The following is a 15,997-nucleotide window of genomic DNA, read 5'->3' on the forward strand; positions in this document are numbered from 1 at the left end:
GCAGCATGACCTATCGCAACCCGCCGACGACGCCGCGCAAATCCGCGACTTTCGACGACTACACGCTTTCCGAGATCCGCCGCGCCGCGGCCACCGGCATCTATGACATCCGGGGCGCCGGCGCCAAGCGCAAGCTGCCGCATTTCGACGACCTTCTGTTCCTGGGCGCATCGATCTCGCGCTATCCGCTCGAAGGCTATCGCGAGCGCTGCGACACATCAGTCGTGTTGGGCTCACGCCATGCCAAGAAGCCGATCGAGCTGAAAATCCCGATCACCGTTGCTGGCATGAGCTTCGGCTCGCTGTCGGGCCCGGCCAAGGAAGCGCTCGGGCGCGGCGCGACGCTGTCGGGCACCTCGACCACGACCGGCGACGGCGGCATGACCGAGGAAGAGCGCGGCCATTCCAAGCAACTCGTCTACCAATATCTCCCCTCGCGCTATGGCATGAATCTGCGCGACCTGCGGCGCGCCGATGCCATCGAGGTCGTCGTCGGCCAGGGCGCCAAGCCCGGCGGCGGCGGCATGCTGCTCGGACAGAAGATCTCCGATCGCGTCGCCGAGATGCGCACGCTGCCCAAGGGCATCGACCAGCGCTCGGCCTCGCGCCATCCCGACTGGACCGGGCCGGACGATCTCGAGATCAAGATTCTCGAACTGCGCGAAATCACCGACTGGGAGAAGCCGATTTACGTCAAGGTCGGCGGCGCCCGCCCCTATTACGACACAGCGCTTGCGGTGAAGGCCGGCGCCGACGTCGTCGTCGTCGACGGCATGCAGGGCGGCACGGCGGCGACGCAGGAAGTGTTCATCGAGAATGTCGGCCAGCCGACGCTCGCTTGCATCAGGCCGGCGGTGCAGGCGCTGCAGGATCTCGGCATGCATCGCAAGGTGCAGCTGATCGTCTCGGGCGGCATCCGCAACGGCGCCGATGTCGCCAAGGCGCTGGCGCTCGGCGTCGACGCGGTCTCCATCGGCACGGCTGCCCTTGTCGCGCTCGGCGACAACGATCCCCGCTGGGAGGCGGAGTACAACGAGCTCGGCACCACATCAGGCGCCTATGACGATTGGCACGAGGGCCGCGACCCGGCCGGCATCACCACGCAGGATCCCGAACTGATGAAGCGGGTCGATCCGGTGGCCGCCGGCCGCCGGCTGGCGAACTATCTCAAGGTGATGACGCTGGAGGCGCAGACCATCGCCCGCGCTTGCGGCAAGAACAGCCTGCACAATCTCGAACCCGAGGATCTCGTCGCGCTCACGATCGAGGCCGCCGCGATGGCCGGCGTGCCGCTGGCCGGCACCAACTGGATACCGGGGAAGAACGGCTTCTGATCAACAAAGGGCCGAAGGCCATATGCTCTAGGGCCAACAATCGACAAAAAATGGGGAACTTCCGTGACAGTTGATCTTACAGAGTTCGCAAGGGCGAAAAACGTCAAATATTTCATGATCTCCTACACCGACCTGTTCAGCGGGCAACGCGCCAAGCTGGTGCCGGCGCAGGCGATATCAGATATGCAGAAGGATGGCGCCGGCTTCGCCGGTTTCGCTACCTCGCTCGACCTCACGCCGGCACATCCCGACATGCTGGCGGTGCCGGATCCGAATTCGGTTATCCAGCTGCCCTGGAAGCCTGACGTCGCCTGGGTCGCCGCCAACTGCATCATGGACGACAAGGAGGTCGACCAGGCACCGCGCAACACGCTTAAGCGACTGATCGCGGAAGCCGCTAACGACGGCATGCATGTCAAGACCGGCGTCGAGGCGGAATTCTTCCTGATCTCGCCCGACGGCAAAACGATCTCCGACGAATATGATACGGCGGCGAAACCATGCTACGACCAGCAAGCGTTGATGCGCCGCTACGACGTCATCGCCGAGATCTGCGACCACATGCTGGCGCTCGGCTGGGGCGCCTACCAGAACGACCACGAGGATGCCAACGGCCAGTTCGAGATGAACTGGGCCTTCGACGATGCGCTGGCGACCGCCGATAAGCATTCTTTCTTCAAGTTCATGGTCAAGTCGATCGCGGAAAAGCACGGCCTGCGCGCCACCTTCATGCCCAAGCCCTTCCAGGGACTGACCGGCAATGGCTGCCATGCGCACATCTCGGTGTGGGACAAAACAGGCAAGACCAATGTCTTTGCCGACAATTCGATGGAGCTCGGCCTGTCGGCCAAGGGCAAGAACTTTCTTGGCGGCATCATGAAACATGCCTCGGCTCTCGCCGCCATCACCAACCCGACGGTCAACTCCTACAAGCGCATCAACGCCCCGCGCACCATTTCAGGCGCCACCTGGGCGCCAAACACGGTGACCTGGACCGGCAACAACCGCACCCACATGGTGCGCGTGCCCGGCCCCGGCCGTTTCGAGCTGCGGCTGCCTGATGGCGCGGCCAACCCTTATCTGCTGCAAGCCGTCATCATCGCCGCCGGCCTCGACGGCATCCGCTCCAAGGCCGACCCCGGCAGGCGCTACGACATCGATATGTACCAGCACGGTCACACGGTGGAGGGCGCGCCGAAATTGCCGCTCAACCTGCTCGACGCGTTGCGCGAATTCGACAATGACAAATCGCTCAAGACGGCGCTGGGTGAGGAATTCTCGTCGGCTTATCTAAAGCTGAAGCACCAGGAATGGAATTCCTATGCTTCGCACTTCACGCAATGGGAGCGCGACCACACGCTGGATATCTGACCGGCGCAGCGTGCGAGCGACCTCGGAATGAACGTATGAAATATTCGATCTTCTCGCTCGCCCGCGCCGCCTTCTCCGGCCACAAGAACTGGCAGCGCACCTGGCGCGACGCCAGCCCGAAGGACCGCTACGACGTGGTGATCATCGGCGGCGGCGGGCATGGTCTGGCCACCGCCTGGTTCCTCGCCAGCGAGTACGGCATCAGGAATGTGGCCGTGCTGGAAAAGGGCTGGATCGGCTCCGGCAATGCCGGCCGTAACACCACCATCATCCGTTCCAATTACGGCCTGCCCGGCAACACCGGCTTCTACGAATTATCGATGAAGCTGTGGGAGCGGATGGAGCAGGACCTCAACTACAACACGATGGTCAGCCAGCGCGGCGTCATCAATCTCTACCATTCCGATGCGCAGCGCGATGCCTATGCGCGGCGCGGCAACACGATGCGCGTCAACGGCATCGATGCCGAATTGCTCGACCTTGCCGCGGTCAAGAAGATGATGCCGTTCCTGAATTTCGACAATGCGCGCTTTCCCGTGCAAGGTGGGCTCTTGCAGCGGCGCGGCGGCACGGCGCGGCACGACGCGGTGGTCTGGGGCTACGCCCATGCGGCGAGCGCGCTCGGCGTCGACATCATCCAGAATTGCGAAGTGACGGGCTTCGTGCGCGACGCCAACGGCAAGGTGACCGGCGTCGAGACCTCGCGCGGCAAGATCGGCGCCGGGAAAGTCGGCATGGCCGTCGCGGGCTCCTCCTCGCGTGTCGCCGCGATGGCGGGCCTGCGCCTGCCGATCGAAAGCCATGTGCTGCAGGCCTTCGTCTCCGAGGCGATCAAGCCGCTCATCCCCAATGTGATGACGTTCGGCGCCGGCCATTTCTACGTCAGCCAGTCGGACAAGGGCGGCCTGGTCTTCGGCGGCGACATAGACGGCTACAATTCCTACGCCCAGCGCGGCAATTTGCCTGTGATGGAAGACGTCTGCGAAGGCGGCATGGCGCTGATGCCGATGATCGGCCGCGTGCGCCTGCTGCGCCAGTGGGGCGGCATCATGGACATGTCGATGGACGGCTCGCCGATCATCGACAAGACGCCGGTCGACGGGCTCTACCTCAATGCCGGCTGGTGCTATGGCGGCTTCAAGGCGACGCCGGGCTCAGGCCTCGTCTTTGCCCACCTGCTGGCCCGCGACCAATCCCACAAGGAGGCCGCCCGCTTTCGCCTCGACCGGTTCCGGTCTGGTGCGATGATAGACGAAAAGGGCCAGGGCGCCCAACCGAACCTGCACTGAAGGCCCTGCCATGCGCATCACCTGTCCCTTCTGCGGCGAACGCGACCTCGGCGAGTTCACCTATCTCGGCGACGCCAAGCCGATGCGTCCGGAGGCTGGCGCTTCGGAGGACGACGTCTTCGACTACGTTTACCTGCGCGACAATGTCGCCGGCGTGATGGACGAGAATTGGTATCACGGCGGCGGCTGCCGAGCGTGGCTGAAGGTCACCCGCAACACGCTGACGCACGAAATTTCGGCCGTGGAGCCGGCGGCGGGCGCCGGGGCGAGGCAGGTTGCGAAATGAATTTTTCTGTCCAGCTCAGCGCCGCGGTGAAGGCCGGTACGTCTTTACCTCCCCCTTGTGGGGAGGTCGGACCGCAAGTCCGGGTGGGGGTCGGCGCCGCCCCCCCACCCCGCTGCTTCGCAGCGACCCTCCCCACCAGGGGGAGGGTAAGAAGCGGCAGGGCGATGAGGGGCAGCGCGACGCCAGTGCATGGGGCTGCATCGTGATTTCCTCCCAGTCCAATCGTCTCTCCACTGGCGGCCTCGTCGATCGTTCGTCACCGCTGAGCTTCCGCTTCGATGGCAAGACGTTCTTCGGCTTCGAGGGCGACACGCTGGCGTCGGCGCTGATCGCCAACGGCGTCAAGCTGGTCGGCCGCTCGTTCAAATACCACCGTCCGCGCGGCATTCTGACCGCCGGCTCGGAAGAGCCCAACGCGCTGGTCGAACTGCGCACCGGCGCACGCCGCGAGCCGAACACCAAGGCCACGACCGCCGAGCTCTATGAAGGGCTCGAGGCCGCCAGCCAGAACCGCTGGCCGTCGCTCCATTTCGACGTGATGTCGGTCAACCAGCTCTTCGCGCCGATCTTCGTCGCCGGCTTCTACTACAAGACCTTCATGTGGCCGGCCAAATTCTGGGAGGCGATCTACGAGCCGGCGATCCGCCGCGCCGCAGGCCTCGGCCGCGCCGCCGGCGTTGCCGATCCCGACCACTATGACAAGGCCTGGGCGCATTGCGACGTGCTGATCGCCGGCTCCGGCCCGACCGGGCTTGCGGCGGCCCTTGCCGCCGGCCGCTCCGGCGCCCGCGTCATCCTGTGCGAAGAGGATTTTATTCCCGGCGGCCGTCTGCTCTCGGATGGCGGCACGATCGATGGGCTGCCGGCAGCCGAGTGGCTGTCGCGAACCCTGGCGGAACTCGAGGCAATGCCCGATGTCCGCATCATGACCCGCACGACGCTGTTCGGCGTCTACGATGGCGGCACCTATGGCGCGATCGAGCGGGTCAACGACCATCTGCCCTCGCCGCCCGAGCACCAGGTGCGCCAGCGCATGTGGCGCATCGTGGCCAGGCGTTGCGTCGTCGCGGCCGGCGCCCTCGAGCGGCCGGTCGTCTTTGCCGGCAACGATACGCCCGGCGTGATGATGGCTTCGGCCATGCGGACCTATGTCGCGCGCTATGCCGCCGCGCCGGCAAAACGCATCGCGCTGTTCACCAACAATGAGGATGGCTGGCGCACGGTCGAGACAGTACTCGGCGCAGGCTTGCAGATTGCGGCGGTCATCGACGCACGGCCTGACGTCTCGCCCGCCCATCGTTCGCTCGCCTCGAAGAGCGGCTTCCCGGTGCTGCATGGCGCCGTCAGCCGTGCGGACGGCGGCAAGGACGGTGTGAGGAAAATCTCCGTCTCTCTCACCGGCGGCGCGCGAGCCGAAGTGGAAGCGGACGGGCTTGCCGTCTCCGGCGGCTGGAACCCGGCGGTCGGGCTCACCTCCTATCATCGCGGCCGGCCGAAATGGCGCGACGACATCGCCGCCTTCGTGCCCGACGGCGCGCCTCCCGGCATGGTCGCCGCCGGTGCAGCCAATGGCTCGTTCGGTCTCGGCGCCTGTTTGGCGGGAGGGTTTGCAGCAGGCGCGGCGGCCGCGCTCGACGCCGGGCGCAGCGGCAAGGCCGGCACAGCGCCAACTGCCGATGACGAGGCGTTCTCGTTGACGCCGCTCTGGCATGTCGCCGGCAAGGGCAAGGCGTTCGTCGACCAGCAGCACGATGTCACAGCTTCCGACATCGAACTGGCGCAGCGCGAGGGCTTCGAGTCGGTCGAGCATCTGAAGCGCTACACCACGCTCGGCATGGCGACCGACCAGGGCAAGACGTCCAACGTCGCCGGCCTTGCCATCATGGCCGCGGTGTCGGGCAAGTCCATTCCCGAAACCGGCACCACGATCTACCGCCCGCCCTATGTGCCGGTCGCGATCGGCGCCTTTGCCGGCCATCACCGCGACGAGACTTTCCACGCCACAAGGCTGACGCCTTCGCATCACTGGGCCGTCGAACAGGGTGCCGTCCTCGTCGACACCGGCCTGTGGAAGCGCGCGCAATGGTATCCGCGCACGGGCGAGAAGGACTGGCTGGAATCCGTCACACGCGAGGTCAAGGCGGTGCGTTCCGGCGTCGGCTTCTGCGATGTCTCGACGCTCGGCAAGATCGACGTGCACGGCCCCGATGCCGGCGCCTTCCTCGACCGCGTCTACATCAACACCTTCTCCAGCCTCGCCGTCGGCAAGGCGCGCTACGGGCTGATGCTGCGCGAAGACGGGTTCGTCTACGACGACGGCACGACCTCGCGGCTGGCCGAGGATCATTATTTCCTCACCACCACCACCGCCAAGGCCGGGCTGGTGATGCAGCATCTCGAATTCTGCCGGCAGGTGCTGTTTCCCGAATTGGACGTGCAACTGACCTCGGTCTCCGACCAGTGGGCGCAATTCTCGATCGCCGGGCCGAAGACGCGTGATCTGCTGAAGGAGATCGTCGACCCGACAGAGGATCTGTCGAACGAGGGCTTCCCGTTCATGGGCGCGCGCGAAGTTGCGTTGCGCGGTGGCATCAAGGCACGGCTGTTTCGCATCTCTTTCTCCGGCGAAATGGCGTTCGAAATTTCGGTGCCGGCGCGCTATGGCGAGGCGCTCGTGCGCAATCTGATGCTGGCCGGCAAGCCGTTCGGCGTGACGCCATACGGCACCGAGGCTCTTGGCGTCATGCGCATCGAAAAGGGCCATGTCGCCGGACCGGAACTGAACGGCACGACCACGGCCGCCGACCTCGGCCTGGGCAAGATGATGTCGACCAAGAAGGATTTTGTGGGCCGCGTCATGGCCGGGCGCGAGGCGCTGGCCGCGCCGGACCGGCAGGTCGTCGTCGGCATCAAGCCGACCGACAAGGCGCGGCGGCTGCGCTCCGGCGCGCACATCGTTCCGAAGGGCCAGACGCCCGGACCTGATAACGACCGGGGCTATGTCACCTCGGTCTGCTTCTCGCCGACATCGGATCAATGGATCGGGCTTGCTCTCGTGGAACGTGGTCGCGAGCGTATCGGCGAGACCGTGCGCGCGCACGATCCGCTGCGCGCAGAGGAGTATGATGTCGAACTGTGCAATCCCGTCTTCTACGATCCGGATGGAGGGTGCCAGCGTGGCTGAATTTACCTGGGATGCGCGCAGCCCTCTCGACCGCACGCTGGTCGTCGGTCCGCATGGCGCGCAGGGCGATGCCGGCGTTTCGCTGACCGAGATCCGCAATTTCGACCTCGTGCAAGTGATGGCACGCCGCGGCAAGGCGGGTGACCTGGCCAGGGCTGCGACGGCGTGTTTCGGCATTGCCGGTCCGGATGCGCCCAAGGCGGTGCGGATTGCGGACGCCACGCTGATCTGGTCCGGGCCGGATCAGTTTTTCGTGCTGTCGAAGAGTGGCAAGCACGGGATGAAGGCGCTTGCTCCTCTGCTTGCCGGATCGGCCTCGCTATCCGACCAGTCGCATGCGCGGGCGCTAATCAGCATCTCCGGTGACAAGGCGCGGGCGATGTTGGCCAAGCTGTCATCGCTCGATCTGCATGCCGGTGTGTTCGCGGTCGGCTCTGCCGCCGCAACCTCGATGGATCACACCAGCGTCACGCTCTGGCGTGGGAATGATCGGGCGGACGGACAGGCGGTGTTCAACGTTCTGGTCTTCGCGACCTTTGCCGAGAGCCTGTGGCACACGATGCTCGATGCGGCGGCGGAATATGGTGTGGATATCAGCCATTCCGAGGAAGTGACGTAGCCTTGCGCACGCCCTTCCCTTCTCCCCTTGTTGTAGGAGAAGGTGGCCTCGCGGAGCGAGGTCGGATGAGTGGTGCTCCAGCTTGGCAATGACGGCACGCCGTCACCCACCCCCTCAACCGTCTCGGCGCTGGGCACTGATCCACCGCCCTGGGGCGAGCCACGGATCTCGCCCCGTCCTTCGGACCCCACAAGGGGAGAAGGAAGAACCTGCCCCACCACCGCCTTGCCAAACCCACCCGCACTGCTATTCTTGCTGCTAAAATAATTTCACGCACAGGCAAACTTGTTTCTCGAACCGCAAGGCTGAGATGAGCCAGTCGCCCTACCCTGCCGTCGCATCCGGACCACCCCGGCCGAGCCTGATCCTGCGGCCCGGCCAGATCGCGCTGCCGCCGGGCATGGAGCGCTATACGGTCCAGGGCAAGGGTGCGGTGCTGATCGAGGTCGAGGCCGGCGACACGATCACAGTGCGCAATGTCGAGGGCGGCCAGGCTTGCGAACTGCTGGCGTGGGATGGCACCGGTGCGACCGATCCCTCCATCCTCGGGGAAAACTCCAACAGCAATGCCGCCGGCATCAAGGCGCTGCTTGCCGAGGGCGATGACAGCCTCGCGTCCCTGCGGCGCGGGCTCGCACGCCGGCAGGTGCGGCTCGACCAGGCCAAGGCGGTGCGCGTGTTCGGCGGCGCCACGCCGGCCGGCACCGAACAAGCTTTCACCGTCGTGCGCGACGGCTCGGTGGTGATTGCCGCGCCCGGCGGGCCGATGCTGGTCGACGGCCATGATACGGCGACGCCGCTTACCGTGATCGTGCGGCGTGCCACCATCCGTCCGGCGGCGAAGTCGCTATTGGCCGACCCGCTCGCCGATCCGGTGCTCGATTTGCGCGTCCATTCGGCGACGGCGGAATCCTACTTCGTCAAAGCCGGCGACTATCTGCAGATCATCGACGTCGACGGGCGCCAATGCACCGACTTCCAGTGCTTTTCGGCGCGCAAGCTGGACAAGGGGCTCGACCATCCGCTCGATGTGACGACGACACGCACGCTGATGGGCGCGAGCTATCCGATGCCGGGGCTGCACTCGAAATATTACGACCAGGACATGGAGCCGCTGGTCGAAGTGGTGCAGGACACATGCGGCCGGCACGACGCCTTCGCGCTCGCATGCGCCGCCAAATATTACGATGACATCGGCTATCCCGGCCATGCCAACTGCTCGGAGAACTTCAACCGCGCGCTGTCGGACAAGGGCGTCACACCACGCGCCGGCTGGATGGCTATCAACTTCTTCTTCAACACGGCGATCGACGCGCATGGCGTCATGGTCTCCGACGAGCCATGGTCGCGGCCCGGCGACTATGTGCTGCTGCGGGCCCTGACCGACATCGTCTGCGTGTCCTCCGCCTGCCCCGACGACACGACGCCGGCCAATGGCTGGGACCTGACCGACATCCATGTGCGCACCTATTCCGGCCAGCACAAATTCTCGCGTGCGATCGCCAGACGCATGACGCCCGATTCGGAACCGAAAATGACCCGCGAGACCTCCTTTCATTCGAGCTTTGCCAAGCACACCCGCGACTTCGTCGAGTACAGGGGCTATTGGCTGGCCAATTCCTTCGCCAGGGAAGGCGCGATCGCCGAATACTGGGCCTGCCGGCAGGACGCCGTGATCATGGACCTGTCGCCGCTGCGCAAATTCGAGGTCACCGGCCCGGATTCCGAAGCGCTGCTGCAGTACACGCTGACCCGCGACGTCAAGAAGCTCGGCGTCGGCCAGGTCGTCTATTCCGCCATGTGCTACGAGCATGGCGGCATGATCGACGATGGCACGCTGCTCAGGCTCGGCAAGGACAATTTCCGCTGGGTCGGCGGCGACGATCTGTCCGGCGAATGGCTGCGCGAGACGGCGACAAAGCTCGGCCTCAACGTGCTGGTGCGCTCGTCCACCGACCAGATGCACAATATCGCCGTGCAGGGGCCGAAGAGCCGGGATATCCTGAGGAAGGTGATCTGGACCTCGCCGCTGCAGCCGTCGATCGAGGAACTGGAATGGTTCCGCTTCGCCGTCGCGCGCATCGGCGGCGGCAATGGCGTTCCGGTCGTCGTCTCGCGCACCGGCTATACCGGTGAACTCGGCTACGAGATCTGGTGTCATCCGCGCGACGCCGAAAAGGTCTTCGACGCGATCTGGGCCGCCGGCCAGCCGCATGGATTGAAGCCGATGGGCCTGCAGGCGCTGGACATGGTGCGCATCGAGGCCGGGCTGATCTTCGCCGGTTACGAGTTCTCCGACCAGACCGACCCGTTCGAGGCCGGCATCGGCTTCACCGTGCCGCTGAAGTCCAAGACCGACGACTTCATCGGCCGCGAGGCGCTGATCCGGCGCAAGGAGAACCCGCAGAACAAACTGGTCGGGCTCGACATCGATGCCAACGTCGCGGTCGGCCATGGCGATTGCGTGCATGTCGGCCGCGCCCAGATCGGGGTCGTCACGTCGGGCATGCGCTCGCCGGTGCTGAACAAGACCATCGCGCTGGCGCGGCTCGATGTCACCCACGCCGCCATCGGCGCGCGAGTTGAAATCGGCAAGCTCGACGGCCACGCCAAGCGGCTGCCGGCGCGAGTCGTGGCCTTCGCCCATTACGATCCGCAGAAGACCAGGCCGCGTTCCTGACCGCGGCCTTCCGGGCATACGGGATTGCCCGTCGGCGGCGCCGCGGGGCACATTTGTGCGCCCGCCCGCAAGCGTGATGTGCACGGCGCGACAAAACGCTTGACGTGAAAGCGCGCCGGATCAATCTTCACTCCTAAGAAAAAAATACGACTGAGTGGAAACACTGAAGTCGCGGCGATATTGGCCGGGAGCAAGCTTCGCACAGCCGAGGCGTCGCCGGCGGGGAACATCAAAAAGGGGAATTCACCGACATGAGCACCATAAGCACGGTCCTGGACCAGCCTGCCGAAAGCAAGCTGCTCAGGCATATCGACTGGCGCGGCGCCTTCTGGGTGGCGAGCGGCGTTCCAGCCCTTGTCCTGTTCTCGATCGGCGGCATTGCCGGCACGACCGGGACGCTCGCTTTCCTGATCTGGACGGTGTCCATGGTCATGGGCTTCCTGCAATCCTTCACCTATGCCGAGATCGCCGGCCTGTTCCCGAACAAATCGGGCGGCGCCTCGATCTACGGCGCCACCGCCTGGCTGCGCTACTCCAAGTTCATCGCGCCCTTGTCGGTGTGGTGCAACTGGTTTGCCTGGTCGCCGGTGCTCTCGCTTGGCTGCTCGATCGCCGCCGCCTATATCCTCAATGCGCTGGCGCCGGTGCCGATCTTTACCGACACGTCGCCCGAGGTCGCCGCCTATATCGCGGCACATGCCGGAACGAGCGCCGGCGACGCCATTACCGCGGTGACCGCGGCGGCGACTCCGGCGATCCGCACGTGGTCGGCGTTCAGCCACACACTGGGTCCGGTGTCCTTCACCTTCAACGCCACCTTCTTCATCGGCGCCGTGCTGATGCTGATGATCTTCTCGATCCAGCATCGCGGTATCCTGGGCACCGCCAATGTGCAGAAATATATCGGCCTGCTGGTCATCGTCCCGATGCTGATCGTCGGCGTCGTGCCGATCTTCACCGGCCAGATCAACTGGGCCAATTTCTCGCCGCTGGTTCCCTTGGCCGCCGCCTATGCGCCAGAGCCCGGCGCCTGGAACATCGCCGGCTGGACGCTGGTGCTCGGCGGCATGTTCATCGCCGCCTGGTCGACCTACGGCTTCGAGACCGCCGTCTGCTACACCTCCGAGTTCAAGAACCCGGGCACCGATACCTTCAAGGCCATCTTCTATTCCGGCCTGCTCTGCATGCTGCTGTTCATCCTGGTGCCGTTCACCTTCCAGGGCGTGCTCGGCCTCAACGGCATGCTGGCGACGCCGATCATCGACGGCTCAGGCGTGGCGGATGCTCTCGCCGGCATGGTCGGCGGCGGCGGACTTATCCACAGCCTGCTGGTGATGCTGATGATCCTGGCGCTGGTGCTGTGCATCATGACGGCTATGGCCGGCTCCTCGCGCACGCTCTACCAGGGCTCCGTCGACGGCTGGCTGCCGCGCTACCTCAGCCACGTCAACGAGCATGGCGCGCCGACGCGGGCGATGTGGACCGATCTGTGCTTCAACCTGATCGTGCTGGCGATCGCCTCGGCCGACGCGACAAGCTTCTTCTTCATCCTCGCCGTATCCAATTGCGGCTACATCATCTTCAACTTCCTCAACCTCAATGCCGGCTGGATCCATCGCATCGACAACGGCCATATCGCGCGGCCGTGGAAGGCCCCGAGCTGGCTGCTCGGCGTCGGAGCGATCTTCGCCTATGTCAACGCGATCTTCATGGGCGCCGGCGCCAAGGTGTGGAACCCGATGGCGCTGTGGGCCGGGCTGATCACCGCGGCGCTGATCATCCCGGTGTTCTGCTTCCGCCATTACATCCAGGACGGCGGCAAGTTCCCCGACCACATGCTGGCCGACCTCGGCATGGCGGGAGCGGACCTCTCGGTGAAAAAGGCGGGCATGCTGCCCTATCTGACGCTGGTCGCCGGAGTGGCGGTAATGCTGATCGCCAACTGGTTTTTCGTCATCTGATTGCCTGACGGGCAAGCGGCCTTCGGCTCCGCAAGAACAGAAATCGGCCGGTCTCAAATGAGACCGGCCGATTTGGTTCATTCAGCCGCCAAAGCGAGTTGCGGCCTCTCGACGCCTTCGACGGTTTCCGGTTCGGGCGTCTGTTCGTCGGTCGGCACCTTCTTTCGCTCACGGCCGAAGAACAGGGCGTAGCCAGCGGGCAGCACCAGGATGGTGAGCACGGTTGCAACCAGAATGCCGCCCATCATGGCGTAGGCGAGCGGCCCCCAGAACACGCCGCGCGAGATCGGGATCAGCGCCAGCACCGCGGTCATTGCCGTCAACACGATCGGCCGGAAACGGCGCACAGCCGAGCCGATGATCGCTTCGGAGCGTTCCATGCCTTTCGCGATGTCCTGGTCGATCTGGTCGACGAGGATGATGGAGTTTCGCATGATGATGCCGAGCAGCGCGATGACTCCGAGGATGGCGACGAAGCCGAACGGCGCGCCGCTGATCAAAAGGGCCGCGGCCGCACCGATGATGCCGAGTGGACCGGTGGCCAGAACAAGCATAGCCTTGCCGAAATGCTGCAGCTGGACCATCAGCAATATGACGATGACGGCCAGCATGATCGGCGCCTTGGCGGCGATGGAAGCCTGGCTTTCCGCCGAATCCTCGGCACCGCCCTGGATCTCGATCTTGTAGCCGGGCGGCAAGCCGTCGCGCAGGCCCTTCATGTCGTTGTACATCTTGGTGACGACGTCGTTTGACTGCACGCCGTCGGGCAAGGTCGCCCGCACGCTGATGGTCGGCAAGCGGTCGCGCCGCCACTCGACGCCTTGCTCCAGCACCGGCACAACCTTGGCCACCTGCGACAGCGGCACGAAGCCACCGAAATCGGTCGGGATGTAGATGGAATCGACCGAGGACAGCAGGGTGCGACTGGCATCCGGTTCGCGGGCGACGATGGACACCGTTTCTTCGCCGTCGCGGAAGTCGCCCAACGGCGCGCCGGACATGGACGCCTGCAGCATCTGGCGGATGCGCTGCGAGGTGACGCCCAACGCACGGGCGCGGTCCTGGTCGATGACCAGCTTCATCGCCGGCACAGGTTCCAGCCAGTCGTCATGGACGGCGCCGAGCAGCGGGTTGGCCTGGAATTTTGCCTTCACCTGGTCGGCAATGCGCCGCACTTCCTGGCGGTCCGGGCCCATGACGCGCATCTGCACCGGCCAGCCTGTCGGCGGGCCGAGGAACAAGCGGTCGACCTTGCCGCGGATGGAGGGGAAGTCCTGCGCCAGGATGGTGCGCAGCTTGACGATCAGCCGCTCGCGCGCCGGCTCGTCATTGGCCATCACAAGAAGCTGGGCGAAGTTAGGATTCCTGAGCTGCTGGTCCAGCGGCAGGAAGAAGCGCGGCGCGCCTTCACCGATATAGGTGGCGATGAAGCGCTTGTCCTTGTCGTCCATCATCTTGGCTTCCAGCGCCTTGGCCTGCGTCTCGACTTCCTTGATGCTGGTGCCTTCCGGCAGCCAGAGATCGACGAGGATTTCCGGGCGAGACGATTGCGGGAAGAAGTTCTGCGGAATGAACTGGAAGGCCCACAGGCTGGTGGCGAAGGTCACCAGCGTCATCGTCAGCACGATGATGCGATGGCGCACGGCCCAGGTAACGGTCGAGCGAAGCCGGCGATAGAAGCTGGTGTCGAAGACGTCGTGATGGGAACCGGCATGCTTGCGCTGCTTGAGGATCATATATCCCAGCCATGGCGTGAAATAGACCGCCACGAACCAGGACACGACGAGCGCGATGCCGACGACGTAGAACAGCGTGCGGACATATTCGCCGGCGGTGGAGGCGGCGAAGCCGACCGGAATGAAGCCGGCGGTGGTGATCAGCGTGCCGGTCAGCATCGGGAAGGCGGTCGAGGAGTAGGCGAAACCCGCCGCCTCGATCTTGACCAGCCCCTCCTCCAGCTTGCGTTCCATCATCTCGACGACGATCATGGCGTCGTCGACAAGCAGGCCGAGCGCGATGATCAAGGCGCCAAGCGAAATGCGCTGCAGGTCGATGCCGATCTCGTACATGATGGCGAAGGTGGCGGCCAGGACCAGCGGGATGGCGATGGCAATGACAAGTCCGGAGCGCCAGCCGATCGACAGGAACGAGACGACGAGCACGATCAGCAGCGCTTCGCCGAGCGCATGCATGAACTCGCTGACAGCGTCCCTGACGACCTCGGGCTGGTCCGATATCTGATCGACGGAGACGCCATAGGGCAGCGCCTCCTCGAATCGCTTGTAGGTCGCCTCGACGTCCTTGCCGACATCCGTGACGTTGAAGCCCTTGGCCATGACGACACCGAGCTGGACGCTCTCGTGGCCATTGAACCGGTACTTGCGCTCGAAAGGATCCTCCAGCCCCGAGCTCACTGTGGCGATATCGCCAAGGCGCGTTACCTGGTTGCCGGCGCGCAAGCGCAGCTCGCGAATGTCGGCCGCCCTGGTGACGTCGCCCTCGACCGAAATGCGGACCGAGCGCAGCCCGGTGTCGACAGAGCCTGCCGGGTCGACATTGTTCTGTCCCTTGATCGCGTTCTGCAGGTCGGTCAGCGTCAGGCCGCGCTCGGCTAGCGCCTTGGACGAGACGTCGATATAGATCTTCTCGGGCTGGTCGCCGATGATGACCGCCTTCTCGACGCCGGGCGTCGTCAGCAGCATATCGCGGGCCTGGATGGCGAACTTCTTTAATTCGGGATAGCTGAAGCCATCGCCGCTGATCGAATGCAAGGTGATGAAGGTGTCGCCGAATTCATCGTTGAAATAGGGGCCGAGCAGGCCCTGCGGCAGATCGCCTGCTATGTCGCCGACCTTCTTGCGCACCTGATAGAAGGCGTCGTTGACCTGGGCAGCATTGGTGTCGCCCTTGATCTGAACCGTGATGATGGCGCTGCCGGCGCGCGTGTAGGAGCGCACGAAGTCGAGATGCGGCGTTTCCTGCAGCTTGCGTTCGATCTTGTTGACGACCTGGTCTTCCATCTCCTGGATCGAAGAACCCGGCCAGATCGCCTGCACGACCATGACGCGGAAGGTGAAATCGGGATCTTCCTTCTGGCCCATGCGCATCAGGCCGAGCGCACCGGCAAGGATGATCAGGCCGAACAGGAAACGTGCGATGCTCGGATGCCCGATCGCCCAACGCGAGAGGTTGAAAGGCCGCTTTTCAGTGTTGCTGTCGGTGGTCATGGCGCCAGTCCAGTCCAATTGATCTGCAGGGCAGGTTCATCATGCC

At 64.7% G+C, this 15,997-nt stretch carries 9 protein-coding genes; 8 read left to right on the forward strand and 1 reads right to left on the reverse strand.

Annotated features, from left to right (window positions below; all coding sequences use genetic code 11):
- The first annotated feature begins 5 nt into the window (after nucleotides 1–5).
- From FJ953_RS06435 to FJ953_RS06470, 8 genes are all read left to right on the forward strand, one after another.
- Nucleotides 6–1,334 carry an FMN-binding glutamate synthase family protein gene (locus FJ953_RS06435; RefSeq protein ID WP_140514697.1) on the forward strand — a complete coding sequence of 443 codons (1,329 nt, stop codon included), beginning with the start codon at nucleotides 6–8 and terminating at the stop codon, nucleotides 1,332–1,334.
- Between the two features lie 63 nt (nucleotides 1,335–1,397).
- Nucleotides 1,398–2,705, forward strand: a complete 1,308-nt coding sequence (gene glnT, locus FJ953_RS06440; RefSeq protein WP_140623589.1) for a type III glutamate--ammonia ligase — start codon at nucleotides 1,398–1,400, stop codon at nucleotides 2,703–2,705.
- A 35-nt stretch (nucleotides 2,706–2,740) separates the two neighbouring features.
- A complete protein-coding gene (locus FJ953_RS06445; protein WP_140623591.1) occupies nucleotides 2,741–3,994 on the forward strand; it encodes a sarcosine oxidase subunit beta family protein in 1,254 nt (417 codons plus the stop codon).
- 10 nt (nucleotides 3,995–4,004) lie between these two features.
- A complete protein-coding gene (locus FJ953_RS06450; RefSeq protein WP_140520863.1) occupies nucleotides 4,005–4,280 on the forward strand; it encodes a sarcosine oxidase subunit delta in 276 nt (91 codons plus the stop codon).
- Between the two features lie 202 nt (nucleotides 4,281–4,482).
- Nucleotides 4,483–7,464 carry a sarcosine oxidase subunit alpha gene (locus FJ953_RS06455; protein WP_140623593.1) on the forward strand — a complete coding sequence of 994 codons (2,982 nt, stop codon included), beginning with the start codon at nucleotides 4,483–4,485 and terminating at the stop codon, nucleotides 7,462–7,464.
- Nucleotides 7,457–8,083: a sarcosine oxidase subunit gamma family protein gene (locus tag FJ953_RS06460; protein WP_140623594.1), complete on the forward strand. Its 627-nt coding sequence runs from the start codon at nucleotides 7,457–7,459 to the stop codon at nucleotides 8,081–8,083. The genes FJ953_RS06455 and FJ953_RS06460 overlap by 8 nt, the downstream gene beginning before the upstream one ends.
- Nucleotides 8,084–8,393: 310 nt before the next feature.
- Complete coding sequence (locus FJ953_RS06465; RefSeq protein ID WP_140623596.1) at nucleotides 8,394–10,763, forward strand: aminomethyltransferase family protein; 2,370 nt, start codon at nucleotides 8,394–8,396, stop codon at nucleotides 10,761–10,763.
- 251 nt (nucleotides 10,764–11,014) lie between these two features.
- Nucleotides 11,015–12,724 (forward strand): APC family permease, encoded by a 1,710-nt coding sequence (locus FJ953_RS06470; RefSeq protein WP_140497849.1) that lies wholly within the window; start codon nucleotides 11,015–11,017, stop codon nucleotides 12,722–12,724.
- A 77-nt stretch (nucleotides 12,725–12,801) separates the two neighbouring features.
- Here the strand turns inward: FJ953_RS06470 and FJ953_RS06475 are convergent, their stop codons facing one another.
- Nucleotides 12,802–15,951, reverse strand: a complete 3,150-nt coding sequence (locus FJ953_RS06475; protein ID WP_140555450.1) for an efflux RND transporter permease subunit — start codon at nucleotides 15,949–15,951, stop codon at nucleotides 12,802–12,804.
- Nucleotides 15,952–15,997: the final 46 nt, after the last annotated feature.

The sequence above is a fragment of the Mesorhizobium sp. B2-3-6 genome (assembly GCF_006442305.1).
In the GTDB taxonomy this organism is placed as follows: domain Bacteria; phylum Pseudomonadota; class Alphaproteobacteria; order Rhizobiales; family Rhizobiaceae; genus Mesorhizobium.